This is a genomic window from Streptomyces sp. NBRC 110611, from assembly GCF_001590865.1.
In the GTDB taxonomy this organism is placed as follows: Bacteria; Actinomycetota; Actinomycetes; order Streptomycetales; family Streptomycetaceae; genus Streptomyces.
This window is the reverse complement of the sequence record NZ_BBUY01000010.1, coordinates 125767-152521: the sequence shown is the minus strand read 5'-3', so window position 1 is coordinate 152521 and position 26755 is coordinate 125767. Positions and strand designations below refer to the sequence as shown.

General features: G+C 72.9%; 20 protein-coding genes. 14 read left to right on the top strand and 6 right to left on the bottom strand.

The genetic code is table 11. The features are described from left to right. Window positions 1–97: 97 nt before the first annotated feature. The 7 genes from AZE13_RS21505 to AZE13_RS21475 all read left to right on the top strand — a co-directional run bounded on the left by AZE13_RS21505 (window position 98) and on the right by AZE13_RS21475 (window position 9018). Window positions 98–3007: a DEAD/DEAH box helicase gene (locus tag AZE13_RS21505; protein WP_066934325.1), complete on the top strand. Its 2910-nt coding sequence runs from the start codon at window positions 98–100 to the stop codon at window positions 3005–3007. Further along, complete coding sequence (locus AZE13_RS21500; protein WP_066934322.1) at window positions 3004–4290, top strand: SWF or SNF family helicase; 1287 nt, start codon at window positions 3004–3006, stop codon at window positions 4288–4290. The genes AZE13_RS21505 and AZE13_RS21500 overlap by 4 nt, the downstream gene beginning before the upstream one ends. 172 nt (window positions 4291–4462) lie before the next feature. Beyond that, window positions 4463–5350 (top strand): YceI family protein, encoded by an 888-nt coding sequence (locus AZE13_RS21495; RefSeq protein ID WP_066934547.1) that lies wholly within the window; start codon window positions 4463–4465, stop codon window positions 5348–5350. A 52-nt stretch (window positions 5351–5402) separates the two neighbouring features. Continuing rightward, a complete protein-coding gene (mmuM, locus tag AZE13_RS37560; protein ID WP_066934319.1) occupies window positions 5403–6338 on the top strand; it encodes a homocysteine S-methyltransferase in 936 nt (311 codons plus the stop codon). Window positions 6339–6530: 192 nt separating this feature from the next. Next, the gene (locus AZE13_RS21485) at window positions 6531–7328 is read left to right on the top strand and encodes a transporter substrate-binding domain-containing protein (RefSeq protein WP_066934316.1); all 798 of its coding nucleotides are present in this window, start codon (window positions 6531–6533) and stop codon (window positions 7326–7328) included. A gap of 11 nt (window positions 7329–7339) precedes the next feature. Then, window positions 7340–8125 carry an amino acid ABC transporter permease gene (locus AZE13_RS21480; RefSeq protein ID WP_066934313.1) on the top strand — a complete coding sequence of 262 codons (786 nt, stop codon included), beginning with the start codon at window positions 7340–7342 and terminating at the stop codon, window positions 8123–8125. Window positions 8126–8130: 5 nt separating this feature from the next. Beyond that, window positions 8131–9018: an amino acid ABC transporter ATP-binding protein gene (locus AZE13_RS21475; protein WP_079124225.1), complete on the top strand. Its 888-nt coding sequence runs from the start codon at window positions 8131–8133 to the stop codon at window positions 9016–9018. Between the two features lie 35 nt (window positions 9019–9053). On the opposite strand, the gene AZE13_RS36990 is transcribed toward AZE13_RS21475, so the two are convergent. Further along, window positions 9054–9869: a hypothetical protein gene (locus AZE13_RS36990; RefSeq protein WP_066934311.1), complete on the bottom strand. Its 816-nt coding sequence runs from the start codon at window positions 9867–9869 to the stop codon at window positions 9054–9056. Window positions 9870–10191: 322 nt separating this feature from the next. Between AZE13_RS36990 and xylB the strand changes: the two genes are divergently transcribed. From xylB to AZE13_RS21445, 5 genes are all read left to right on the top strand, one after another. Further along, window positions 10192–11622: a xylulokinase gene (gene xylB / locus AZE13_RS21465; RefSeq protein ID WP_066934307.1), complete on the top strand. Its 1431-nt coding sequence runs from the start codon at window positions 10192–10194 to the stop codon at window positions 11620–11622. A 248-nt stretch (window positions 11623–11870) separates the two neighbouring features. Continuing rightward, on the top strand, window positions 11871–13286 hold the full coding sequence (locus AZE13_RS21460) for a family 2B encapsulin nanocompartment shell protein (RefSeq protein WP_066934544.1): 1416 nt from the start codon (window positions 11871–11873) through the stop codon (window positions 13284–13286). A gap of 71 nt (window positions 13287–13357) precedes the next feature. After that, window positions 13358–14776 (top strand): family 2B encapsulin nanocompartment shell protein, encoded by a 1419-nt coding sequence (locus AZE13_RS21455; RefSeq protein ID WP_066934304.1) that lies wholly within the window; start codon window positions 13358–13360, stop codon window positions 14774–14776. Window positions 14777–14977: 201 nt separating this feature from the next. Then, window positions 14978–15682, top strand: coding sequence for an N-acetylmuramoyl-L-alanine amidase (locus tag AZE13_RS21450; protein ID WP_079124221.1), 705 nt, complete (start codon window positions 14978–14980; stop codon window positions 15680–15682). 234 nt (window positions 15683–15916) lie between these two features. Further along, window positions 15917–17131, top strand: a complete 1215-nt coding sequence (locus tag AZE13_RS21445) for a phosphodiester glycosidase family protein (RefSeq protein ID WP_066934541.1) — start codon at window positions 15917–15919, stop codon at window positions 17129–17131. 15 nt (window positions 17132–17146) lie between these two features. On the opposite strand, the gene AZE13_RS21440 is transcribed toward AZE13_RS21445, so the two are convergent. Then, window positions 17147–17341 (bottom strand): hypothetical protein, encoded by a 195-nt coding sequence (locus tag AZE13_RS21440; protein WP_066934301.1) that lies wholly within the window; start codon window positions 17339–17341, stop codon window positions 17147–17149. A gap of 241 nt (window positions 17342–17582) precedes the next feature. Here AZE13_RS21440 and AZE13_RS21435 point away from each other — a divergent pair, with 241 nt between their 5' ends. Continuing rightward, window positions 17583–18500 carry an Ig-like domain-containing protein gene (locus AZE13_RS21435; protein WP_066934299.1) on the top strand — a complete coding sequence of 306 codons (918 nt, stop codon included), beginning with the start codon at window positions 17583–17585 and terminating at the stop codon, window positions 18498–18500. Window positions 18501–18526: 26 nt separating this feature from the next. After that, entirely contained in the window at window positions 18527–21847 is a 3321-nt protein-coding gene (lysX, locus tag AZE13_RS21430; protein WP_066934295.1) for a bifunctional lysylphosphatidylglycerol synthetase/lysine--tRNA ligase LysX, read from the top strand. Between the two features lie 99 nt (window positions 21848–21946). On the opposite strand, the gene AZE13_RS21425 is transcribed toward lysX, so the two are convergent. Genes AZE13_RS21425 through AZE13_RS21410 form a run of 4 tightly spaced genes read right to left on the bottom strand, consistent with a single transcriptional unit; the run spans window position 21947 to window position 26645 of the window. Next, window positions 21947–22984, bottom strand: a complete 1038-nt coding sequence (locus AZE13_RS21425) for a 2-hydroxyacid dehydrogenase (RefSeq protein WP_066934292.1) — start codon at window positions 22982–22984, stop codon at window positions 21947–21949. Between the two features lie 31 nt (window positions 22985–23015). Next, window positions 23016–23633, bottom strand: coding sequence for a histidine phosphatase family protein (locus AZE13_RS21420; protein WP_066934289.1), 618 nt, complete (start codon window positions 23631–23633; stop codon window positions 23016–23018). Further along, the gene (locus AZE13_RS21415) at window positions 23630–25141 is read right to left on the bottom strand and encodes an FGGY-family carbohydrate kinase (RefSeq protein WP_066934287.1); all 1512 of its coding nucleotides are present in this window, start codon (window positions 25139–25141) and stop codon (window positions 23630–23632) included. Before AZE13_RS21415 ends, AZE13_RS21420 begins: the two co-directional genes overlap by 4 nt. Further along, window positions 25134–26645, bottom strand: a complete 1512-nt coding sequence (locus tag AZE13_RS21410; protein WP_066934284.1) for an FGGY-family carbohydrate kinase — start codon at window positions 26643–26645, stop codon at window positions 25134–25136. Before AZE13_RS21410 ends, AZE13_RS21415 begins: the two co-directional genes overlap by 8 nt. Between the last annotated feature and the right edge of the window lie 110 nt (window positions 26646–26755).

Sequence of the window (26755 nt, the reverse complement as noted above, 5' to 3'; positions counted from 1 at the left end):
CCGTTTTTCTGCTGCGGGTTCCCTCCCACGGCGCGTCATCCTGTACCCTCGGGCGCTTCAAGGCGCAAGTAGTCAAACTTGAGGAGTTCGCGACCCCGTGACAACCCTCCCTGTGGTCACACCCGCTCGGCTCTCCGGGCCGTCCCCCTGTGCGGCGGCCTTCCGGCCGTCCGATCCGCCCCGTACCGGACGCGTCGCCTTCTGGCGGCCGGACGGCGAGCCCCTGGGGGAGATCTTCGGGGGCGCCGCGGAGGTGACACGGCTGAACGTCGTCGTGCCGGACGACGGCGGCGGGGTCTCGGTGTGCGAGGTCCCGGCCCTGGAGCTGTCCGTGGCCGACGCGGTGCCCCTGCTCACCCGTGCGCGAGCCATGACGGGCGCCCATCCGGCGACGGTCTTCTGGGGAGCCGCGTCCGTGCTCGCGCTCCAGCTGGCCGCGCGCGGCAGACTGCTGCCCGGGGTGAGCCCCGGCGGGTTCGACGCCTGGCGGGCGGGTCCGCTCGACCCGGCGGACATCGAGCGGCTGCGGGACCTCGCCGCCGCCATGCCCCCGTACGCGCATGCCGTCCCGCTCCCGGGAACCGGCCCGCTGGAGCTGGCGGACCCCGAACGGCACCTACGGGACTTCCTCGACGCGGTGGCGGACGGGCTGCCGCGCTCCCCCGCCGCCGCGCTGGCCACCGGCGGGCCGGCGTTCGCGGCGCCCGTTCCGCAGCACATCCCCGAACAGCGCGCCTGGGCGGCGGACGTCGCCGCCGGACATGACGCCGGTGTGCGGATCTCCCTGCGGGTGGAGGTACGGGGGATGGCGGAGGGCGAGGGGATGGACGAGCTCGCGGGTGAGGGTTCCGCGGCCACCTTCCACGCGGTCCTCCAGCTGCACAGCCTCACCGATCCCACGCTGGTCGCGGACGCCGCGGAGGTCTGGGCGGGGGCCTCGCCGGCCGGGCAGGCGTTCGGGCCGCAGGCGCGGATGGACGCGCTGCTCACCCTGCGCCGGGCCGCCGCTGCCTGGGCGCCGCTCACCCCGCTGTTGTCCGCGGCGGTGCCCGATGCCCTGGAGCTCGCCGACGACGAGATCGCCGAACTGCTCGGCCCGGCCTCCCGCGCCCTGGCCGCCGCCGGGGTGCAGGTCCACTGGCCGAAGGCGCTGGCGCGCACGCTCACCGCCCGGGCGGTGGTGGGGCCGGCGGACGAAGGGAACACCGACGGGCCGGAGGCCGGGCCGCCCTCCCTGTTGTCCGCCGATGCCCTGCTGTCGTTCAGCTGGCGGTTCGCCGTGGACGGCCAGGAGGTCGACAAGGCGGAGCTGGACCGGATCGCCGAGGCGGGGCGGCCGTTGGTGCGGCTGCACGACCAGTGGGTGCTGATCGACCCGGAGGCGGTACGGGCCGCCCGGGACCGCCGGGACCGGAAGATCACACCGCTCGACGCGCTGGGCGCGGCGCTGACCGGGAGCGTCGAGGACGGCGACGGCCGGGTGGCGGTGCAGGCCTCCGGATGGCTGGCCCGGCTGCGCGACCGGCTCGCCCATCCGGAGGGCGCCGGTGCCGTGCCCGTCCGGCAGCCGGCGGCGCTCACCGCGACGCTGCGCGACTACCAGCTGCGCGGCCTCGACTGGCTGCACCGGATGACCTCGCTGGGCCTGGGTGCCTGCCTCGCCGACGACATGGGACTCGGCAAGACGATCACGCTGATCGCGCTGCATCTGCACCGGCAGGACGATCCCGGGTCCGCCGGTCCCACGCTCGTCGTCTGCCCCGCCTCCCTGATGGGCAACTGGCAGCGGGAGATCGAGAAGTTCGCACCGGGTACGCCGGCGCGCCGCTTCCACGCCGGGCGGCGCAGTCTGGCCGGTCTGGCGGACGGCGAGTTCGTGCTCACCACGTACGGAACGATGCGGCTGGACGCCGGGAAGCTGGCGGCAGTGGGCTGGGGGCTGGTGGTCGCGGACGAGGCGCAGCACGTCAAGAACCCGTTCTCGGCGACCGCCAAGGCGCTGCGAAGCGTCCCCGCGAAGGCGCGGGTGGCGCTGACCGGAACGCCGGTGGAGAACAACCTGTCGGAGCTGTGGGCGATCCTGGACTGGACGACGCCCGGACTGCTGGGGCCGCTGGGCCGGTTCCGCAGCCGCTGTGCGCAGGCGGTCGAGGGCGGTCCGGCGGCGTCCCCGGAGGCGGCCGCCGCGGCCGAGCGGCTGGCCCGGCTGGTCCGGCCGTTCCTGTTGCGCCGCCGCAAATCCGATCCGGGGATCGCGCCGGAGCTGCCGCCCAAGACGGAGACCGACCGTGCGGTGACGCTGACGAAGGAGCAGGCGGGGCTGTACGAGGCGGTGGTGCGCGAGGGGCTCGACGAGATCGCCGGTACCGACGGGTTCGCCCGCCATGGGCTGGTGGTCAGGCTGCTCACCTCGCTCAAGCAGATCTGCAACCACCCCGCGCAGTACCTCAAGGAGGCCGACCCGCAGGTCCCCGGGCGCTCGGGGAAGGTCGAACTGCTCGACGAACTCCTGGACACCCTCCTCGCCGAGGGCGCGGGCGTGCTGGTCTTCACCCAGTACGTGCAGATGGCGCGGCTGCTGGAGACCCATCTCGCGGCGCGCGGAGTGCCCGCCCAGCTCCTGCACGGCGGGACGCCCGTGGCCCGGCGGGAGGAGCTGGTGCGGCGCTTCCAGGACAGCGAGGTGCCCGTCTTCCTGCTGTCGTTGAAGGCGGCCGGGACGGGACTGAACCTCACCCGGGCGTCCCATGTCGTGCACTTCGACCGCTGGTGGAACCCGGCCGTCGAGGCGCAGGCCACCGACCGCGCGTACCGCATCGGGCAGACCCAGCCGGTGCAGGTGCACCGGATCGTCGCGGAGGGCACGATCGAGGACCGGATCGCCGAACTTCTCCGCCGTAAACAGCGGTTGGCGGATGCGGTGCTCGGTGCCGGCGAGGCCGCGCTGACCGAACTCACCGACGCCGAGCTGGCGGACCTGGTCGCACTGCGAGGGAGCGAACGATGACCGGACACTTCGACGACGCGTACGCCGCTCCGGCCGAGCGGACGTTCACCGCGCTGCCGCCGGCCCGGGGGCGCGGCTTCGCGCGCACCTGGTGGGGGCAGGCGTGGCTGAAGGCGCTGGAGGACTCCGCGCTGGACGGGGAGCAGGTGAAGCAGGGCCGGCGGCACGCGCGGGCCGGTGCGGTCGGCGCGGTGACGGTGCGCCCCGGCCGGATCACCGCCCTCGTCCAGGACCGGGACCATACCCGGCACCGGGTCGATGTGCTGCTGCACCAGCTGGGGAGCGCGGCTTGGGACCGCTTCCTGGACCTGGTCGCTGACCGGGCCGGGCATATCGCGGCGCTCCTGGACCGCGAGGTGCCGCCGGCGCTGGCCGAGGACGCGTCCGCCGCCGGAATCGACCTGCTGCCGGGCATCGGCGAGCTGGAGTCGGAGTGCGGCTGCGGGGCGTGGGACCACTGCGCCCACTCGGCGGCGCTGTGCTATCAGGTGGCGCGGCTGCTGGACCAGGACCCGTTCGTCCTGCTGCTGTTGCGCGGCCGGGGGGAGCGGGAGCTGCTCGACGAGCTCCAGGCGCGCAGCGCGGCACACGCGGAGGCCCCGGCCGGTGCGGGGACCGGACAGGCCGCCGCGGGCGTGTCGGCCGCCGAGGCGTACGCGGCGCGCGACGTTCTGCCGCCGCTGCCCGCGCCGCCCCCACCGGTCACCGCACCGGCCGCTGCACCGGCCCTCGGCGGCGGTACCCCGCCCGCGCCCGGACTGGACGTGCCCGCGCTGGAGTTCCTGATCGGTGATGCGGCGGCGCGGGCCCGGCGGCTGCTGGCGGACGCGCTCTCCCCGGGGCATCCGGACGTCCGCGTGCCGGCGCCGCTGACGGAGGCCCAGGACGCGGTGCGGCTGGCGGCCGCGAGGCCCGGGGCGCGGATCGCGGCGCGCCTGGCAGCCGGTTCGGGGCGCGGCTCCCAGGGGCTGGCGACGGCTGTACGGGCCTGGGAGCAGGGCGGCGCGGCGGGCCTTTCCGTACTCGACGAGGAGTGGACACCGGACGCGGCGACGCTGGCCCGTGCCACGGCCCAACTGGCCGCCGCCTGGGGCGAGGAGGGGTCCGGTCCGCCGCGCGGCCGGGGCAACCGCTGGACACTGGACGGCGGCTCGGCGCAGCTGCGCTACGGGCGGGACGGGCGGTGGTGGCCCTACCGCGCGGAGCACGGACAGTGGGTCCCGGCGGGCCCGGCCGACGAAGATCCGGCCGGCGCGCTGGCCGTGCTGCTGGACGAGAGCTGACGCATGGGGCGCCCCTTCTCCGCGGGGCGCCCTCCGCGCCCCGGTGGCGAGGACACGAACGGAGCGACGAATGTCACGCCTGCCGCTCTCTCGACAGCCGATGACATAAGTGGTCTGGACCAATGGCAGGATGTACCTGTTGTCCCAACTGACCGAGAGGCCCGTTCTGCATATGGCGTTCGCGTTCCTGCTCCGCCGCCGCGACCGCGCGCTCCGCGGCACCCGGCTCCCCGTACCCCGCGGTGCCGGTGCCGTGGACCTGACCGTCCACGACCCCGTCGGCCTGCCGATGACCGGCGCCGAGATAGCCGTCCGCGACCAGGAGGGGCAGGAGGTGATGCGCGGCCAGACCGACCCCCACGGCATGTTCGGCGCCACCCTGATGCCCGGTGAGTACCAGCTCGTCGTCACCGCCGATGGCTTTCAGCCGCAGCGTGTGCCGTGCCAGGTCCTCCAGGGGGAACGGACCCCGCTGCGGCCGGTCGCACTGGATCTGGCGCCCGCGCCGCCGGCACCCGGGCCGGGGCAGTGGCGGATCGACCCGGACCACACGTCCATCCGCTTCAGCGCCCGGCACATCGGGATGGCCGAGATCCACGGCCGGTTCAACCGCTTCGAGGGCGCGCTGTGGATCGGCGAGCGGATGGCGGACTCCCGGGTCGAGGTGAACATCGACGCGGCCAGCATCGACTCGGGCGTGAAGATGCGCGACGAGCACCTCCGCTCCGCGGACTTCCTCGACGTCGCCGCCTACCCCGCCATCCAGTTCGTCAGCGAACGCTTCGTGCACAAGGGCGGCAACCGCTGGTCGGTGCAGGGCGTGCTGCATCTGCACGGCGTCAGCCGCACCGTCCAGCTGGACACCCGCTACCTCGGCCTCGGCACCGGTATGTTCGGCGAGACCCGCACGGCGTGCACGGCGACGACCGAGTTGCACCGCCAGGACTTCACACTGGACTACCACAAGCTGCTGAGCCGGGGTATCGCGGCCATCGGCGCTACGATGCGTATCGAAATGGACATCCAGGCGGTGCCGGCCGGCGAGCCCGCCGCCCGGTAGGGAGATCCCCGGGCAGTCGGCGGCGGGGCCGTCCGGGACGAGAGGTTCACGCATGACCGGCACCCTGCCCTCCCCCGCCCGGCCCGCGCTCGCCGACGCCCTCGCCGCCGGCCCGGTCGTCCTCGACGGCGGGCTGTCCAATCAACTGGAGGCCGCCGGACACGACCTGGGCGACGCGCTGTGGTCCGCCCGGCTGCTGGCCGAGGACCCTGAGGCCCTCGTCCAGGCGCATCTGGCGTACTACGAGGCGGGGGCGCGGGTCGCGATCACCGCCGGCTATCAGGCGACGTTCGAGGGCTTCGCGCGGCACGGTATCCGCGCGGAGGAGGCCGCGGCGCTGCTCGGCCGGAGCGTGGAGCTGGCGCGGGAGGCGGCCCGGCGGGCGCGGGCGGGCGGGGCCGCCGGCCCGTTGTACGTCGCCGCCTCGGCGGGGCCCTACGGGGCGATGCTGGCGGACGGCTCCGAGTACCGCGGCCGGTACGGCCTGCCGGTGGCGGAGCTGGAGCGGTTCCACCGGCCGCGCCTGGAGGTGCTGGCCGCGGCGCGCCCGGATGTGCTGGCGCTGGAGACGGTGCCGGACGCCGATGAGGCGCGGGCGCTGCTGCGGGCGGTGCGCGGACTCGGCGTGCCGGCGTATCTGTCGTACAGCATCGCGGGCGACCGCACCCGGGCCGGGCAGCCGCTGGCGGAGGCGTTCGCGCCGGCGGCGGAGGCGGACGAGGTCATCGCGGTGGGGGTGAACTGCTGCGCACCGCAGGACGCGGACCGGGCGGTGCGCCTGGCGGCAGAGGTCACCGGCAAACCGGTGGTGGTCTACCCGAACAGCGGGGAGCGCTGGGATGCGCGGGCCCGGGCGTGGTGTGGCAGCCCGGCGTTCAGCGCGGACCGGGTGGCGGGCTGGGCCGCGGACGGCGCCCGGCTCATCGGCGGCTGCTGCCGGGTGGGTCCGGAGGTCATCGCGGAGATCGCGGCCGTCCTCGGACGCTGACGGGCCCCCGGGAAACGGGGCCGGGACCGGCACACAGGCCGTACGCGGGTACGAGGCGTTACACAGACGCAACCGACAGGTCGGAGTCAACGCCCCTGGCCAGTGGCAGGATGCAGCCAACTCGCAGCACGCACGGCTTGGTTGATCTTGATGTACGGCTTCGGCCGATCGTCGTCCTGTCCTGGAGGGCCAGTGTCCGCTCGCTCCGCGTTGCCCGTCATAGCCGTCGCCACGGCTCTCACCGTCCTGGCGGGGTGCAGCGCCACCACCTCTGCCGGGAAGAAAGGTTCCGGCGAACCGGAACTGGTCGCCGCCGGAACGCTCAAGACCTGCACCCACCTTCCGTACGCGCCGTTCCAGGTGAAGAAGGGCGGCAAGGTCGTCGGGTTCGACGTGGACCTGGTCGACCTGGTCGCCAAGGATCTGGGCGTCGGGCAGGAGATCGTCAACACCCCCTTCGAGGGCATCGAGACCGGCCAGGACTTCACCATCCGCAAATGCGATCTGGCCGCCGCGGGAATGACGATCACGCCCGCCCGCGACAAGGTGATGGACTTCTCCGATCCGTACTTCGACGCGACCCAGGCGCTGTTGACGAAGCCGGGCAGGAATTACCGGAAAATCGAGGACCTCAAGGGCAGGAAGCTCGGATATCAGAAGGCCACCACCGGCGGCGTCTACGCCAAGAAGCACGGCCAGGGTGTCGAACTGGTGGAGTTCGAGGACCTGGGGCTGCTGCTGACCGCGGTCAAATCCGGCCAGGTCGAGGCCGGCATCAATGACAACGGCGTCCTGCTCGACTATGTGAAGGAGAACCCGGACACCGCGGTCGCGGCGGAGTTCGACACCGGTGAGCGGTATGGCTTCGGTGTCCGCACGGGCAATGACGCACTGCGCAAGAAGATCAACGAGGTCCTCAAGAAGGCCAGAGCCGACGGGAGTTACGATCGGCTCTACAAGAAGTGGTTCGGCTCCGCTCCGCAGAGCTGAGGCCGGTACCCATGCCGCTCTCCAGACGACAGCGCGCGCGGTTGTTCCGCGGCGTGCAGTACGGCGTTCTGGTCATCGCCGTGGTGGCGTTGGCGCTGGTCGCCGACTGGCACCGGCTGCGGACCGCGTTCTTCGACATCGAGGTCGCCAAGGCCCTCTTCCCCGACGTCATCACCACGGCCCTGGTCAATACCGTCCGCTACACCCTGCTCGGCTTCGGGTTCGGCCTGGCGCTGGGGCTGGTGCTGGCCCTGATGCGGCTGTCGTCGGTGCCCCCGTACCGCTGGATCGCCGTCACCTATATCGAGTTCTTCCGCGGAGTTCCCGCACTGCTGGTGTTCATCGCGCTGGGCTTCGGTGTTCCGCTGGCATTCGAAGTCGCGCTCGACATGGATGTCACCGTGATGCTCTCGCTCGGGCTGGTGGGCGCGGCGTATATGGCGGAGACGATTCGCGCCGGAATTCAGGCGGTGCCCAAGGGGCAGCTGGAAGCGGCACGTTCGCTGGGTATGTCGCACGGTCGCGCCATGGTGTCGATCGTCATTCCGCAGGCCTTCCGTATTGTGCTGCCGCCGCTGACCAATGAACTGATCCTGCTCACCAAGGATTCGTCGCTGGTGTATCTGCTGGGTCTGGCGCTCCACCAGTTCGAGCTGGCCAACTTCGGCCGGGACGCGCTCAATGAGCACAAGAGCCTGACGCCGATCCTGATCGCCGGGCTGCTCTACCTCGTGATCACCCTCCCGCTGGGCCAGCTGGTCCGGCGGCTGGAAGCACGTACCGCGAAGGCGAGGTGACCGGGATGGAGACGGGCAAGGCGGGCAAGGCGGCCGCCGGGGACGCACCGGCCATCGAGGTACGGGGCCTGCGCAAGGCCTTCGGCGAACTGGAGGTACTGCGCGGGATCGACTTCTCGGTGGCGCGCGGTGAGGTGGTGTGCGTCATCGGCCCGTCGGGTTCCGGCAAGTCGACGCTGCTGCGCTGTGTGAATCTGCTGGAGGAGCCGAGCGCGGGCCGCGTCACGGTGGCCGGCACCGAGGTCACCGATCCCGATGTGGACATCGACCGGGTCCGGCGGCGGATCGGGATGGTCTTCCAGGCCTTCAACCTCTTTCCGCATCTGACCGCACTGGAGAACCTCACGATCGCCCAGCGGCGGGTACTGCGCCGCGACCGCGCCGAGGCGGTGCGGATCGCCCGTGCCAACCTGGCGCGGGTCGGACTGGGCGACAAGGCACCGGCCTATCCGGCGCAGTTGTCCGGCGGGCAGCAGCAGCGGGTGGCGATCGCCCGTGCGCTGTCCATGGACCCCGAGCTGATGCTGTTCGACGAGCCGACCTCGGCCCTCGATCCCGAACTGGTCGGCGACGTCCTGGCGGTGATGCGCGGGCTGGCCCGGGACGGGATGACGATGCTGGTCGTCACCCATGAGATGAGCTTCGCGCGGGAGGTGGCCGACCGGGTGGTGTTCATGGACGGCGGAGTGATCGTCGAGGAGGGCACGCCGGAGCAGGTGGTGGGAGCCCCGCGGCACGAGCGGACCCGGACCTTTCTGGCCCGGGTGCTGGATCCGGCGGGGGCCGGGGCGGGCGGGGCGGACGACGGGGCCCACGGCGGTGCGGCACCGGCGCGCCGGCCGTCGGCCGGGGGCGGCCCCGACGCATTCGGCGGTCGGGGCCGCCCGTCCTGACCGGCCGAGCGCGGCGGCCGTGCCGGCCGTCCGGCTCAGGACAGCGGCTTGGTCAGCTTCTTGGTGCCGGTCCGCTCGGCCAGCAGACTGCAGCTGACGGACCTGACGCCGAACTTGTAGCCGTCGAGGGTCGGGAACTGGACGTAGCTGCCCTCGGCGGTCCCCGCGGGCTGCCGGGCCGCCTTGCGCTCCAGTTCGCCGCGGCACAGCGACGACGCCTTGCTCTTGATCTCGGACTCGGTCGTCAGACCGGGATCCAGCCGGCGGGTGGCGACGACCTCGGCGTCGTGCGGGCCGTTGCAGGACGCCGACGTGTTGTGGCCGCGGCCGCCCACCGGGAGGTCGAAACAGTCGCCCACCCGCAGCCGGGAGAAGGGGATCGTGCTGCTGGAGGGCGTCGGCCCACTGCTCTCCCCGGGGCGGCCGGCGGACGACTCCGAGGACGAGGGGGAGGCGGAGGGCGTGGCGGACGCGCTCGCGGCGGCGCTCGCACCGGACGGCGGCTGGGCGCGGTGGGTGGTGTCGTCGCCGCTGTTGACCATCACGATGACGGTGATGACGGCGGCCAGGACCACCGCGCCGCCGCCGATGATCGCCGCGATGATCTTGCCGTTGCCGCCTCCGCCGGGCGGACCGGCCGGCGGCTGCTGCCAGCCACCGGGGCCGCCGGGGCCGGCGGGTCCGCCCGGTCCCGGCGGACCGTAGCCGCCGGCGGGCGGGCCGAATCCTCCGGGCGCCTGGCCGCCGCCCGGGGGCGGACCGAAGCCGCCGGCCGGCGGGCCGAAGCCGCCCGGAGCGTTGTGGGGCGGCTGGTTCGGCTGGTGGGGCGGCGGGGGCGGAGGAAAGCTCATGGCGGAAATGATCGCTTCTTCACTGGGCTCGGCGGGACGTGGTGACGGGCTCGGCGGGACTTGGTGACCAAGCTGGAACATTTCACGTCTGAAATGTCCGTCCTATGGGCACTGTTGTCGGCCCGATGGCACCGGCCTGTCCTGCGGGCACCGGTGACAACAGGCCGCCGGACACCCTACGGCCCCGGAAGTTCCCGGTGTTCCCCGGCCCGCCCCCGGTTCACCACTAATATCCGTCGCGGTCACCACTACTACGCGGCAGCGCACCCGGGATCCCCCGGGGCACCGACCATGGACACCGGCCGCCGAGGGAGAGTGCACGATGGGCGCACAGGCAGCCGGACCGCTCGTCGTCGGCGTGGACAGCTCGACACAGTCCACCAAGGCACTGGGCGTCGACGCGGAGACCGGTGCGGTCATCGCCCGGGGACAGGCGCCCCACCCGGTCAGCGGCGGCGAGGCCAAGGAGACCGACCCCCGGCAGTGGTGGCGGGCGCTGGGGGAGGCGCTGGCGCGGTGCGGGGACGCGGTGCGGCAGGTCTCGGCGGTATCCGTCGCCGGGCAGCAGCACGGGCTGGTCGTGCTGGACACGGCCGGTACGCCGGTCCGCCCGGCCATGCTGTGGAACGACGTCAGGCCCGCTCCCCAGAGCGAGCGGCTGATCGCGGAGCTGGGCGGTCCTCAGGCCTGGGCGGAACGGATCGGGAGCGTGCCGCGGCCGGCGTTCACGGTTGCCAAGTGGGCCTGGCTGCGGGCGAACGAACCGGCGGCGGCCGACGCCACCGCCGCGGTCCGGCTGCCGCACGACTACCTCACCGAGCGGCTGACCGGCGAGGCCGTCACCGATCGCGGCGATGCGTCGGGGACCGGCTGGTGGGCGTCCGCCACCGAGTCCTACGACACAGAGGTCCTGGCACACGTCGGGCTCGGCCCCGCGGCGCTGCCCCCGGTCGCGCGGCCGGGCGAGGCGGCCGGGACCGTACACGCCGACGAGCTGCCGCTGCCGAAGGGCGCGCTGGTGGCCGCGGGCACCGGCGACAACATGGCGGCGGCGCTCGGTCTGGGGCTGCGCCCGGGGCAGCCGGTGCTGAGCCTGGGCACCTCGGGGACGGTGTACGCGGTCTCCACGCTCCGGCCCGCCGACCCGACCGGCACCGTCGCCGGCTTCGCCGATGCCCGGGGCGACTGGCTGCCGCTGGCCTGCACGCTGAACTGCACGCTCGCCGTGGACCGGGTGGCGGCGCTGCTCGGCCGCGACCGTGAGGCCGTGGAGGCGGGTGGCGCGGTGGTGATGCTGCCGTTCCTCGACGGTGAACGGACCCCGAACCTGCCCCGGGCCTCGGGGCTGGTCCACGGGCTGCGGCACGACACCACGGCCGGCCAGGTGCTCCAGGCCGCGTACGACGGGGCGGTGTTCGCGCTGCTGGAGGCCTTGGAGCGGGTGCTGGACGAGGGCGCCCCGGCCGACGCGCCACTGCTGCTGATCGGCGGCGGGGCGAGGGGGACGGCCTGGCGGGAGACCGTGCGCCGGCTGTCCGGCCGCCCGGTGGTGGTGCCCGGGGCCCAGGAGCTGGTGGCGCTCGGTGCGGCCGCGCAGGCGGCGGGGCTGCTGCTGGGCGAGGACCCGGCGGCGGTGGCGCGCCGCTGGGGCACCGCGCGGGGCGAGGAGTACGAGCCCGTGGAGCGGGACGGGGCGGCCTGGGAGCGGCTGGCGGCGACGCTCACCGACGGGGCGGCGCTGCTACGGCGGTGACCGCGGTGCCGTCGGGCTGCGTGCGGGCGGATGCCGTGGCCCGGCGGCCGGCCCCGTTCCCCGGCACACTCTCCCCATCCCTGATTCCGCTAAACCTATCCGCGGGATATTATCTCCATGCCACTCCATCGAGCGATTGTGTCGATAAAAAGAGTGCCACTACGGTCAGTTCGGCTGCCGCGGAACTTTGCCGATCCAGGGGTTTCCGGGCACGCAGGCCGATATGCACCTTCGAGGAGATGGGCCGCATTGTGACCATTACCGATGAATCGCTGCCCGGCAGTGCGGAAGAATTCCAGAATTCCAGTCTGAGCACCACCGCCGCACGGAATTTGGCGACCACCACCAAGACCCCGCCGCAGATGCAGGGCATCACGTCCCGCTGGCTGCTGCGGCTGCTGCCCTGGGTACAGGTGTCCGGTGGCACGTACCGGGTGAACCGCCGGCTGGCCTACACCGTGGGTGACGGGCGTATCGACTTCGATATCAACGGCACCGACGCCTCGGTCATCCCGGACGAGCTACGGGAACTGCGCGCCCTGCGGGACTTCACCGACACCGAGGTGCTCGCGGCACTCGGCCGGCGGTTCACCCAGCACGAGTACGCGCCCGGCGAGCTGATCGCCGAGGCCGGTACGCCGGACGACCGGCTGGTGCTGATCGTGCACGGCCGGGTGGACCGTATCGGCGCCGGCAGGTACGACGAGGAGACCACCGTCACCGCACTGGCCGGCGGTGACCACCTGGGCGACGGCCCGCTCACCGCCACCGGGGGGACCTGGCCGTTCAGCTATCGCGCGGTGACCCGGGTGACCGTGCTGTCGCTGTCCCGGCAGACCGCCCGGGAGATCATCGACCGCTCCCCCGGGCTGCGCGAGCATCTGGCGTCGGTCGAGCGGAACGCGACCGCACGCCGGGCGAACGAGGCCGGCGAGTCGGCGGTCGAGGTCGCCTCCGGCCACCGCGGCGAACCGTCTCTGCCCGGCACCTTCGTCGACTACGACGCGACGCCGCGGGAGTACGAACTCGGCGTCGCGCAGACCGTCCTGCGCACCCACAGCCGGGTCGGCGACCTCTACAACGACCCGATGAACCAGGTCGAGGAGCAGCTGAAGCTCACCATCCAGGCACTGCGCGAGCGCCAGGAGCACGAGCTGATCAACAACCCCGAGTTCGGGCTGCTGCACCATGCCGACCTCCGGCAGCGCGTCCACGCCCGCAGCGGCCCGCCCACCCCCGACGACCTCGACGAGCTGCTCGCGACGGTCTGGAAGGACCCGGGCTTCCTGCTGGCCCACCCGCAGACGATCGCCGCGATCGGCCGGGAGTGCAGTGTGCGCGGACTGTATCCGACCGCGGTGGATTTCATGGGGCATTCACTGCCGTCCTGGCGCGGGGTGCCGATCTTCCCGTGCAACAAGATTCCGGTGACGAAAGAGCGGACCAGCTCGATTCTGCTGCTCCGTACCGGCGAGGAGAGCCAGGGCGTGGTCGGTCTGCACCAGACCGGAATTCCCGATGAATACGAGCCGGGTCTCTCGGTGCGCTATATGGGAATCGATGACCGGGCGATCGTCAAATACCTCGTCAGTGCCTACTTTTCGGCGGCCGTTCTCGTGCCCGACGCGCTGGGAATTCTCGAAGACGTACAGATCGGGCAGTGAGCCGGCGCCTCGGCAGCACGTACCGCCCGCACCACGCACCGCAACACCGACAGAACAGGTGAGCCTCCCGCATGACCACATCGGTGGACCCGACGTCCGTCCCGCACCCCGGGATCGCGCAGAACCGTTCCAGCCTGGACACCTCGGCCGCCCGCAAACTGGCGACCACGACCAAGACCGTGCCGCAGATGCAGGGGATCTCCTCCCGCTGGCTGCTGCGCGTCCTGCCCTGGACCCAGGTCTCCGGCGGTACGTACCGCGTCAACCGCCGGCTCACCCATACCCTCGGCGACGGCCGGATCGAGTTCTTCTCGACCGGTTCCGAAGTCCGGGTCATCCCGGCACAGTTGCGGGAACTGGCGCCGCTGCGCGGCTACGACGACGCCTCGGCGCTGGAGGCCCTGGCCGGCCGTTTCGTCCAGCGGGAGTTCGCCCCCGGCGATGTACTGGTCCGGGCGGGCGGGCCCACGGACCGGGTCATCCTGATCGCGCACGGCAAGCTGGACCGCACCGGCACCGGCAGGTACGGCGAAGAAACGTCCCTGGGGACGCTGGCCGACGGTGACGCCATCGGCGCGGCGGCGCTGCTGTCGTCCGACGCGGAGTGGGAGCACTCCGTACGGGCGGTGACCCGGGTGACGGCGCTGACCCTCTACCGCAGCGACTTCGAAGCGGCGCTCGGCGAGAGCGACTCCCTGCGGACGCACATCGAGGAATTCCGTACGGCGACGGCGCTGGTACCGGCGCAGAACAAGTACGGCGAGGCAGCGATCGAACTGGCCGCGGGGCACGTCGGCGAACCGGTCCTGCCGGGCACCTTCGCCGATTACGACCTGACACCACGGGAGTACGAACTCAGCGTCGCGCAGACCGTGCTCAAGGTGCACTCGCGGGTCGCGGACCTCTACAACGGCCCGATGAACCAGCTGGACCAGCAGCTCCGGCTGACCGTGGAGGCGCTGCGCGAGCGTCAGGAACACGAGATGATCAACAATCCCGAGTTCGGGCTGCTGCACAACGCCGACCTCAAGCAGCGCATCCACACCCGCAGCGGCCCGCCCACCCCCGACGACCTCGACGAGCTGATCTCCCGGCGCCGCAAGACGCAGTTCCTGCTGGCACATCCACGCACCATCGCGGCGATCGGACGGGAGTGGAACGCCCGGGGCGTCTACCCGAGCACCGTGGAGTGCGAGGGTGCCACGGTACGGGCCTGGCGGGGCATCCCGCTGCTGCCGTGCAACAAGATCCCGGTCACCGCGGACCAGACCAGCTCGATCCTGGCGCTGCGGGTCGGCGAGGAGAACCAGGGCGTCATCGGGCTGCACCAGACCGGCATCCCGGACGAGTACCGGCCGGGGCTCTCGGTGCGCTTCATGGGCATCAATGACCAGGCGGTCATCAAGTACCTGGTCAGCGCCTACTACTCGGCGGCCGTGCTGGTGCCGGACGCACTGGGCATCCTGGAAAATGTGGAGGTCGGCCGCTGACATGCCGGGCCGTCATCCGGGCGCCACGTCCGCGATGCGCCGTCAGGGCGGCGGGCCCGGCGGCTGGGTGACGGCCCATCAGGGCGATATCCGGAAAAGTCGCGGCCCAGCCCGAACGGACCCCTCATGAGGGGGGATTAAAATACCATAAGCCAGGGAAGCAAACCGGTGGAAACCGGTATGTCCCTCGCTAGGAGACCGATGGCTCCTTCCCACCCCCACCCGGCCCGCCGGAGCCTGATCACCGGCGCCGCCGTGCTGGCCGCCTCCGCCGCACTCACCCCCCTCACCGCCTCGGCCGCTGCCGCTCCGCAGCGGCGGCCGCGCGGCGGCGACGCCTACCCCCACGTCCAGTGGATCCCGGCGAGCCCGTCCAACTACACCGCCGCCAACCGCCCGAAACAGCACCCGATCGAGAAGGTCGTGGTGCATGTGACGCAGGAGACCTACCGGGACACCCTCCGGCTGTTCCGGAACCCTGCACACCGGGCGAGCGCCCACTACGTCGTACGGTCCGCCGACGGCCACATCGCCCAGTGCGTCCGGGAACGGGACGTCGCCTGGCACGCCGGCAACTGGGGCTACAACACCCGCAGTATCGGCATCGAGCACGAGGGGTGGATCGATGACCCGACGTGGTTCACCAAGCGGCTCTACCGGCGTTCCGCCCGGCTCACCGCCGCCATCTGCGACCGCTACGGGATCCCCAAGGACCGCGAGCACATCATCGGCCACGTCGAGGTCCCCGGCAGCACCCACACCGACCCGGGCGAGTTCTGGGACTGGGCACGCTATCTGCAGCTGGTCCGCGAGGTCTCCTGGCAGTTCGAAATGGACACCGAGCTCGACGTGTTCGATGCGCCGCCCGCCGGCAGCGCACGGGAGCGGGCGGGCCGCCGGAGGTGACGGGCCGCGCCGGTGGCCCGTGGTGTGCGAGGGCGCCCGGTGGCACCACCGCGTTCCACGGGTGGACAGACGTCCGGCACCTCCCCGCCACATGAACGCGGGACAGTGAACGACGCGCGCGCACCGCGCGGATGAACTTCCCGGGAAAACCGGGCAGTTGGCGTGAGGTCAGGGGGGCTCGTGAAGCGGCGTGGCGGTCGGGTTCGTGCGGCACTGACGGTATGGGTGGCGTGGATGGTGCTGGCCGGTGCCGGGACGGCCGGCGGGGCGCCGGCCGCCGCGGCCTCCGCCCTGCACCGCTCGGACGCCGTGGCGGTGGCGCCCGGCGTGACGTACGGCGAATTCCTGATGACGGTGCCGCGCGGCATCGTGCACGGGCATCTGCTGACGGTCGATCTCACCGATCCGCGGGTCGCGGTGGACCTGCTGTATCCGGGCGCGGTCGGTGCGCGCTCACCGGTGTCCGTCCTGGCGGCGGCGGGCGGTGCGGTGGCGGCCGTGAACGGCGACTTTTTCCACATCGACGAGCGCCAGCACCCGGGTGTGGCGGCGACCGGCGCGTCGGTGGGCCCGGCGGTGGCGTCGGGGCGGCAGCTGAAGGGCGCGGTGCCCGATGGGCAGCGGTTCGGGCCGGTCATGCCGCCCGGCGCGACCACGGAGGATGTCATCGGCGTCGGTGCGGACCACCGGGCCCGGCTGGACCGGCTGACGCTGCGCGGCGTGGTGCTGGTCCCGGGCGGCCTGCTGCCGCTGAGCGGGCTGAACCAGTACGCGCTGCCCGTGGACGGCATCGGTGCGTACACCCCGCAGTGGGGCCCGGCGTCCCGGATGCGTGCCACGTGCGGTACGGACACCGACCGGGCGGCGCCGTGCAGCCCGGACACCGCGGAGGTGACGGTCCGGTACGGCCGGGTGGTGGCGGTCGGCGACCTGCCGGGCTCCGGCGGGGTGGCCCGGGGGAACGTGGTGCTGGTGGGCCGGGAGGAGGGCGCCCGGCAGCTGCGCGCACTGCGCGTCGGCGAGCGGGTGCGGGTCGGCTACCGGCTCGTCGGCCGGGGGCAGGCCCCGCTGCGGTTCGCGGTCGGCGGCTTCCCGATCGTGCGGGACGCCGAGCCGGTGGCGGGGCTGGACACCGTCGCGGTGGCCGTGCGGACGTCCGCGGGGATCGGGGACGACGGCCGGGTGCTGTACCTGCTGGCGCTGGACGGGCAGCCCGGCCAGGGCCGGACCGGGCTGACGGTACGGGAGCTCGCACTGCTGATGGACGAGCTGGGCGCGCGGGACGCGGTGAATCTGGACGGTGGCGGGTCCTCGACGCTGGTGACCTACGACGGGGACGTCGGCGGGATCACGGTCCGCAACCATCCGTCGGGCGGGGCGGAGCGGCCGGTGGCCAATGCCGTCGGCGTCTTCTCCCTCGGGGGAGCGCTCGAGGACGCACGGACCTGAGGGGCCACGGCCCGGTCACGGGCGGACGCTGCTCACCATCTTGGCGGCACCGGCCAGCCCCTGGTGGATGTCCGGGGCGAGGCTGCTGCTCGCCAGGTAGAAGCCGAGCAGCGCGCACACCAGGGCGTGCGAGACCTTGAGTTTTCCGCTGCGCAGGAAGATCGCCGTCAGGATCACCAGCAGCAGCACGACCGAGATTGAAACAGCCACGGGACGCACTCCTCCTCAACCGCCGCCCGAACGGACGGCAATGGGTGGCCATTTTGGCGTATATCGATGTATGGCTTGTTCGCTGCTTATGCTCCATTTGGGGGTTCACTGCGCGTCACCGGCCACACCACACCCCTTCAACGTGACGTGGATCACATCACTCCTCGCAACGGAGCGTGCGAATCATCCGTCTTAGCGGCCGACATCGCCGCCCTCCCCCGCGCCACACGGAAAGCCGTCTATGAGCCAGACCCCCGCCCCCCGCCGCCGGCCTCCCCGGCCGGCGCGTGCCGCGCTCGCCCTGATACCGGTGATCGGGATCGCGGCGCTCACCGCCTGCGGGGGCGGCGCGTCGGCGGCGTCCGCCACCGGCCAGGTGAAGGTGGTGCTGGGCGCGGCGAGCGGGACCCGGACCGTCCAGGCCGGCGACAACCTCACGGTGACCGCCGAGGGCGGGGTGCTGACCGCGGTGACGGTCACCGACCCCCAGGGCCGGCAGCTGCCGGGCGGGCTCGGCGACGACGGCACCCTCTGGACGTCCAGCGCGAAGGCCGCACCGGACACCAAGTACTCCGTCGTCGCCCGAACGAAGGACCCGCGCGGCAGCCTCGGCGCGATCAAGGAGTCGGTGATCACGGCGAAGGCGCAGAAGCTGAACAAGCTGGTCATCCACCCCGGCTCGCAGGGCGCGGTGATCGCCCCCGACCGGCCGATCACGATCACCTTCGACTTCCCGGTGACCGACCGGGCCACGGTGGAGCGGCGCCTGACACTCACCGCCGACGACCGGGTGACCGGCGCGTGGGCCTGGGTCAGGGACGACAGCGGCAAGGACCGGGTGGACTGGCGGCCCGCGAAGCCGTCGAAACCGGGCACGAGGCTCACGCTGCGGGCGGACCTCAACGGGGTGGACTCCGGGGGCGGCCGCTACTTCGCGAAGGATTACCACCTCAATTTCCTCATCGGCCGGAGTTGCCCCGACTCGGCCGCGACGCGGGATTGTGGCAAGGTCCCCGAGGGCGACCGGACCCAGGTCACCGCGTCATCCGTACGATCGTCCTCCCTACGAGGGAGCGACGACCGGAACACCGGGATCGGAGACCGGATTGTCAGTCGGTCCCTTCCCCGGCAAAACAGCGCCCTCACGTCGAGCAGCTGACCCCTTTCAGACCCTAGTGTGACGGAATGAGCACCGTGCAGGACCAGGATCAACTCACGGGGTGGCGGCGCTTCCAGCGCCGTATCCCCAACGGCTTCGCCATCATCTTCAGCACGCTGGGGCTCTACTGCGCCCTGACGGCGCTGATCGGGCCCCTCCGGCGCGCACTCCACCCGGTGACCTACTGGCTGGACACGCTCACCATCGTGGTGGCGTCCAACTTCGCCTACGCGGCGTTCTGCTTCCTCCTCGCCGCGGCGCTGACCGCCCGCAAACGCGTGGCGCTGTGGGTCCTGGTGGCCTACATGGCACTGGTCATCCTGGCGGACGCGCTGTTCCTGGCCGACGGGTACCGCGAGTACACCTTCTCGCTGGTGCTGAACACCGGTCTGGTGGTGCTGCTGCTGGTCTCGCACCGCGAGTTCTACGCGATCACCCGGCGCGGCGCGTTCCTGCGGGCCATCGGGGTACTGGCCGGCGGACTGGCCGCGGCGGTGCTGCTCGGCTGGGGTCTGGTGGCAATGGTGCCGGGCACCTTGAAGGCCGGCGGCGGCGACCGGCTGCTGTGGGCCGCCAACAGTGTCTTCGGCGGGCTGGTCAGCAACCACGAGTTCGAAGGCCATCCGCCGCACTGGATCGGCACCGTCCTGGGTCTGCTGGGTCTGCTGGCGCTGCTGAACGCCGCGCTCACGCTGTTCCGCTCGCAGCGCATGGAGGCCGCGCTGCACGGCGACGAGGAGGCCCGGATCCGGGCGCTGCTGGACCGTTACGGCAGCCAGGACTCGCTCGGCTACTTCGCCACCCGCCGCGACAAGGCCGTGGTCTTCTCCCCCAGCGGCAAGGCCGCCGTCACGTACCGCGTCGAGGCCGGGGTCTGCCTGGCCAGCGGTGACCCGGTCGGTGACCGCGAGGCGTGGACGCAGGCGATCGAGGCGTGGCTGGAGGTCGCCGGACGCTACGGGTGGCAGCCGGCCGTGATGGGCGCCAGCGAGAGCGGCGCCAAGGCGTTCGCCCGCTGCGGGCTGGGGGCGCTGCAGCTCGGCGACGAAGCGATCCTGCACGTGAAGGACTTCGACCTGGACGGCCGGGAGATGCGGGTCACCCGCCAGGCCGTCAACCGGGTCGAGCGGGCCGGCGCGACCTTCCGCGTACGGCGCCACTCCGCGCTGACCGACGAGGAGATGCAGGAGGTCATCCACCGCGCGGACGCCTGGCGGGACACCGAGACCGAGCGCGGCTTCTCGATGGCGCTGGACCGGCTGGGCGACCCGGAGGACGGGGAGTGCCTGCTGGCCGAGGCGTTCGACAGCGACGGCAACATGATCGCGCTCCTCTCCTTCGTCCCCTGGGGCAAGGACGGCATCTCGCTCGATGTGATGCGCCGTGACCGCAGTGCGCCCAACGGCGTCATGGAGTTCATGGTGGCCCGGCTCTGCGCCCAGGCCGGGGCGTTCGGGGTGCGGCGGATCTCGCTGAACTTCGCGGTGTTCCGTGCCGCCTTCGAGGAGGGCGCCCGGATCGGCGCCGGTCCGGTGCTGAAGGTCTGGCGCCGGCTGCTGCTCTTCTTCTCCAAGTGGTGGCAGCTGGAGGCGCTCTACCGCTCCAACGCCAAGTACAACCCCGAGTGGTACCCGCGGTTCCTGTGCTACGCGGACGCCGGCGCCCTGGCCCGGATCGCCCTGGGCTCCGGTATCGCCGAGGGCTTCGTGGCCGTACCGAGCCTGGGCCAGCTGTGGGGCAAGGGCCACCGGAAGCGGAAGATGCTGGCGCCGGCGAGCACGGCCGGTCTGCCGTCGCTCGACGAACTCGGCCTGGTGCGGGCGGCACCGGCCACCGAGGAGGAGCTGCGCGAGCAGGAGCTGGCGGCGCTGCCCGAGCAGGTACGGGTGCGCCACCGCAAGCTGGAGCGGCTGCGCGCGGCGGGCACCGACCCGTATCCGGTGGGCGTGGAGCGTACCCACACCCTGGGCGAGGTCCGCGAGGACCACCCGGACCTGGAGCCGGGGACGCGTACCGGCAAGACCGTCAGCATCGCCGGCCGGGTGCTGCTCACCCGGGACCACGGCGGGGTGCTCTTCGCGGTGCTCCGGGACTGGTCGGGCGATCTGCAGATCGCGTTGACCCGGGACGACAGCGGCCCCGGGCTGCTGGCCCGCTTCGGGTCGGACGTCGACCTCGGTGACCACGTCGAGGCCGAGGGCGAGGTCGGCACCAGTGACCGCGGTGAGCTGACCGTGTTCGTCTCGCAGTGGCGGCTGACGGCCAAGTGCCTGCGCCCGCTGCCGGACAAGCGGCGCGGCCTGTCCGACCCGGAGGCCAAGGTCCGCCAGCGCTATGTGGACCTGGTCGTCTCGACGGACGCCCGGGACAACCTGCGGGCCCGCAGCACGGCCGTGCAGGCGCTGCGCCAGGGGCTGATCGACCGCGGCTACCTCGAGGTCGAGACCCCGATGCTGCAGCAGATCCACGGTGGCGCCAACGCCCGCCCGTTCCACACCCACATCAACGCCTACGACCTCGACCTGTACCTGCGCATCGCACCGGAGCTGTACCTCAAGCGGCTGTGCGTGGGCGGTATGGAGAAGGTCTTCGAGATGGGGCGGACCTTCCGCAACGAGGGCATCTCCTACAAGCACAACCCCGAGTTCACGATGCTGGAGGCGTACCAGGCGTTCGCCGACTACGACGTGATGCTCGACCTGACCCGGGAGCTGATCCAGGGCGCGGCGATCTCCGCGTTCGGCAGCGCCACCGCCCGCAAGGCGGACGCCAACGGGCGGCTGGTCGAGCACGACATCTCGGGGATCTGGCCGGTCAAGACCGTCTACGGGGCGATCTCCGAGGCGCTCGGCGAGGAGGTCGACGCGGACACCGGCCCGGATGCGCTGCGCCGGCTGTGCCAGGCGTCGGCGGTGCCGGTCCGGCCGGACATGGGCCGCGGCGACATCGTGCTGGAGATGTACGAGCGGCTGGTCGAGGAGAAGACCACGCTGCCCACCTTCTACAAGGACTTCCCCACCGATGTCTCGCCGCTGACCCGGCAGCACCGCAAGGACCCGCGGCTCGCCGAGCGCTGGGACCTGGTCGCGTTCGGCACCGAACTGGGCACCGCCTACTCGGAGCTGACCGACCCGGTCGAGCAGCGCCGCCGGCTCACCGCGCAGTCGCTGCTGGCGGCCGGCGGTGACCCGGAGGCGATGGAGCTGGACGAGGACTTCCTCCAGGCCCTGGAGTACGCGATGCCGCCGACCGGTGGTCTGGGCATCGGCGTGGACCGGCTGGTGATGTTCCTGACCGGCCTGTCGATCCGCGAGACGCTGCCCTTCCCGCTGGTCCGCCGGCGCTGACCGCGGCCCTCACGGGCGGACCCGACGGCGACACGACGGAGGCCACCACCGTACGGTGGTGGCCTCCGTCGTGCGCGGACACCGGCCGGGCGGAACGGCCTACCTCAGCACTTCCGGGTTGGCGCAGTGGACCAGCGGTTCCCCGCGCAGATAGCGGCCCACCTCGGCGGCGGCCATCGCCGCCGCCTTGTGCGCGACCTGCCGGCTGCCGCCGGCGATGTGCGGGGTGAGGACGACACCGGGGGCGGTCAGCAGCCGGGACCCGGCGGGCAGGGGCTCCTCGGGGAAGACGTCGAAACCGGCACCGGCCAGGTGTCCGGAGTCCAGAGCGTCGCAGACCGCGTCGTAGTCGAGCAGCGCGCCGCGGGCGCAGTTGACCAGGATCGCGCCGCGCGGCAGGGCGGCGATCTGATCGCGGCCGATCATGCCCATGGTCTCCTCGGTCACCCGGGCGTGCAGCGAGACGATGCGGGAGCGGCTCAGCAGCTCGTCGAGCGGGACCTGTTCGGCGCGGCCCGCCAGCGCCTCGGGGCGCACGTACGGGTCGTGGACGAGGACCTGGGCGCCCATCGCGGCCAGCACCCCGGCGACCCGGCTGCCGATGGCGCCGAAGCCGATCAGGCCGACGGTGGTGCCGTCGATCTCGATGCCGCAGTTGTCGTAGTCGTAGTAGTCGCCGCGCCAGTTGCCGCGGCGCAGATCGGCGTGGGTGTCGCCGACACCGCGGGCCGCGGCGAGCAGCAGGGTGAGGGTGTGCTCGGCGGTGGCGGTGGCGTTCCGGCCGGGGGCGTAGCAGACCGGGACGCCGTACCGGGTGGCGGCTTCGAGGTTGGCGTTGACCGGCCCGCCGCGGCTGGTGCAGAAGAGCTTCAGGCCGGGCGCATGGGCGAGGACGCGTTCGGTGAGCGGGCCGTGCTCGGTGACGCAGATCTCGACGCCCCGCAGGGCCTCGATCATCTGCTCCTCACTGCCGGAGGCCTCGATGACCTCGGCGACCGGGCCGAAGGCGGTGTGGGGCCAGTCGAACCGGAGCTCGCGGATGTCCAGCGGGGTGTTCCCGGCGGCCGCGCGCACGGCCTCGGTGAACAGGCCGGGGCGGATGAAGTGGTTGCCGGCGGCGAGGACGGTGGTGGTCATGGCGGGGCTTTCTCCTGAGGGGGTGGTGCGGTCAGTGGAGCGCGGAGGTGGCCGGGGCGTTGAAGGTGAGGAGCGCGGTCCGGCCGTGCTCGACGCGGATCTCGGTGAGCGCGCCGTTGCGCAGCTCGGGGAAGACCCGGCGGTAGCCGGCGAGCGGGATGTCCAGCAGATGGCAGAGCAGGACCCGGAGGAGGGTGGAGTGCGCGACCAGCAGGACCCGGCCGTGCGGCTGTTCACGGGCGATGTCGGCGAGGCAGTCGGCGGCGCGTGCGGCGGCGTGCCGGGGGTGTTCGCCGCCGGGCAGGTGGTCGTCCACCGGGTCGGCGAGGAAGGCGGCCAGCCGCTCGGGGAAGCGTGCCCGCATCTCGTCCCTGGTCAGCCCCTCGCCCTGGCCGAAGTCGACCTCGTAGAGCCGCTCGTCGACGCGCGGGATCAGGCCGCAGGCCGCGGCGGCGGGCGCGGCGGTGAGCCGGGCCCGGGAGAGCGGAGAGCTCCGGACGGCGGTGAGACCGGCGCCGGCGGCCCAGGTGGCGAGGGCGGCGGCCTGGGCGCGGCCGTGCTCGGTGAGCGGCACGTCCGTGCGGCCGGCGTAGCGGTTCTCCGCGTGCCAGATGGTCTCGCCATGACGTACCAGGATGAAGTCGGTCACTGTGCTGCCCTCCTGCGGGCGTGGTCGGCCACTGCCCGGCCGAGCCAGCCGCGGCGGGTGAGTTCGTCGATGAAGCGGAGGTAGACGGGGGCCCAGCGGGCGGTGCGCTCCGGCCCGGGCGTCAGCTCCCGGTCGGTCCGGACCATGGCGGCGGCCGCCTCCTGGAGGCCGACGCCGGAGGAGGTGGCGGCCAGGACCGCCATGCCGATGGCGCCCTCGGCCTGGGCGGGCAGCCGTACGGGACGCCCGAGGACGTCGGCGCGCAGCTGGCACCAGTAGGCGTTGCGGGCGCCGCCGCCGGTGAGGGTGAGCGGGCCGCCGACGGGTGCGCCCAGGTGGTCGAGGTAGTCGAAGCAGAGCCGTTCGAGGCAGGCGACGCCGAGCAGGCAGGCGTGGAACTCGGCGGCGCGGGTGGGGGCATGGCCGAGCAGGAAGGGTTCGGCGTCGGGGGCGCGGAACGGGAAGCGTTCGCCGCCGCCGGCGACCAGCGGATAGGCGACCGCGTCCGGGTCCAGGGCCGCGGCCCGGGCAGTGAGCGCGTCCAGGTCGGCGCCGGGGAAGCGCCGGGCGAGGACACCGGCGCCGCTGCTGGACGCGCCTCCCGGCAGCCAGCTGTCGCCGGGGCCGCGGTGGCAGTAGACGACGCCCGCCGGGTCGCGGACCAGGTGCGGGCTGCTGCCCTTGAGGACGAGGGTGGTGCCCAGCACCGAGTTCCAGGCGCCCGGTGCGAGCGCCCCGGCGCCGATCTGCGCGGCACAGCCGTCGGTCGTCCCGGCGACGATCGCGGTCCCCTCCGGGATGCCGGTGGCCCCGGCGGCCTCCGCACACACACTGCCGAGCACGCTGCCCGGACGCACCACCTCGGGCAGCATCCCCTCGGGGACGCCGAGTTCGACCATCACCCGGTCGGGCCAGCGCTCCTCTACGAGGTGGTAGCCGGTCTTGAGGGCGTGGCCGGCGTCGGCGGCGACCTGACGGCCCGCCAGCCGCCAGGTGATCAGGTCGGTCTGGTGCAGCAGCCGGGCCCCGGCCGGGAGGCGTGCGGCGCCGGCGAGCACCGAGACGAGCTTGGGCAGCGCCCAGGACGGCTGCATGCTGCGGTAGCCCAGCTCCTGCCAGACCGCGGCCCCGGCGGTGTTGACGGCGGTGGCCTGCTCGGCGGCGCGCCCGTCGTCGTACATGAGCCCCGGGGTGAGCGGGGTGCCGTGGGCGTCGGCGAGCAGGATCGTCCCGGAGGTGCCGTCGACGGCGAGTCCGCGGATCCGCCGCGGGTCGACGTCCGCGAGGGCGTCCCGGCAGGCGGCGGCGAGCGCGCGCCACCACTCCTCGGGGTCCTGTTCGTGCCGGTTGCCGTCGCGCCGGCTGGTCAGCGGACGGGCGGCGGTGGCGAGCACCTGTCCGGTGCCGTCGACGGCGGCGCAGCGTGCGCTCTGGGTGCCGAGGTCCAGGCCGAGCCAGACGCCGTCGGGGGCGGGAGCGGCGGGGCCGGGGCGGTGCAGGTCAGACAAGGGTGCCTCCAGGGGTGGGGACGGCGGGACCGGTGGCGGCGCCGGGGCGCCAGCCCGCCTCCCGGGCGAGCCCGCGCCACCGGAGGAAGTCCTCGTAACGCGCGGCATAGAACGCCGCACGCTCCGAATCGGGCTCCCAACCGCGCTGCATCCGGACGTACTTGTCGGCGGCCCGGTGCATGCTGGACTCGGCGCCGGTGCGGACCAGGCCGGTGAGGAAGGCGCCCTTGGCGCCCAGTTCGGTGTCGCCGGAGCGGGCGGTGGGCAGGCCCGTCGCATCCGCGATCAGTGCGCACCAGGCGTCGCTGTTGGCACCGCCGCCGCACAGCCGCAGTTCGCTGATGTCCGTACGGGCGGCGGCCAGCGAGTCCCGCAGGACCAGCGAGAGCCCGTCGAAGACCGCGCGCGCCAGGTCGGCGGGGGTGTGCTCCAGGGACAGCCCCCAGAAGGAGCCGCGGGCGGCCGGGTCGAGGAAGGGGGCGCGCTCGCCCGCCGGGGAGAGGTACGGCAGGAACATCAGGCCCCGGGCACCCGGTTCGGACTCGAAGGCCAGCCGCGCCAGCTCCGGCGGGCCCGGCAGGTGCAGCAGCCGCGCCGCCCAGCCGAGCACCTCGGCGCCGTTGAGGGTGGGGAAGGCGCGCAGCACCCGCTCCCGCCCGCGGTAGGCGATGTTGACACCGGCCGGCTCGCCGGTGGTGTCGATCTCCGTACGGACGATCTCGGTGCAGAGCGTGGTGCCGAGGATGCCACAGGCCTGGCCGGGGTTGACCACGCCGACACCGCGGGCCGTGGCGGCGATGTCGTAGGGCGCCATCACCACCGGGAGCCCGGCCGGCAGCCCGAGCTCCGCTGCGGCGGTGCCGGTGATCTCGGCGATCCGCTGCTCCTCGCCCAGGACGGTGGGCAGCAGCCGCCGGTACGGGGTGAGGCCGAACAGTTCGAGGATGTACGGGTCGTAGTCGCCGGTGGTGTGGTCGAGGAACGGGGCGGAGGCGTCCGATTCATCGCTGGCGCGGACTCCGGTGAGGCGCAGGAAGAGCCAGCCGGCGGCGGTGAGCGAGGTGGCGGAGCGGGCCAGCCGGTCCGGATCGTGCGCGGCGAGCCAGCTGAACAGCGCGTTGGGCATCCCGGCACAGGTCAGCGAGCCGTTGCGGCGGAAGGCCGCCTCCAGGACGCCGTCCCGCCGCCAGGCGGTGAGCAGGTCCCCGGCGCGGCCGTCGGACCACAGGATGGCGGGTCCGGTGGGGCGGCCGCGGTCGTCGACGAGCCAGGAGCCGTCGCCCTGGGCGGTGAAGGACACCAGCCACACCGGGTCGGCCAGCCCGTCCAGCACAGTGCGGACCGTACGGACGACGGCGTCCCAGACGGCGTCCATGTCCTGTTCGGCCCAGCCGGGGTGCGGGCGCAGCACCTCGGTGGCGTGCCGGGCGACGGCGATCTCGGCGCCGTGGTCGTCGAAGACGACGGACTTGATCACCGTGGTGCCGACGTCGATGGTGAGCATCACTGCGTTTGGCTGCCTTCCCACGTTTTTGGCTTTCCCGCCGTGTCGCCTGGCGGCGGGCTGTTTTCCGCTGCGCGGGGCTGTACGTCACGGGTGCGCCCCTCCGGACT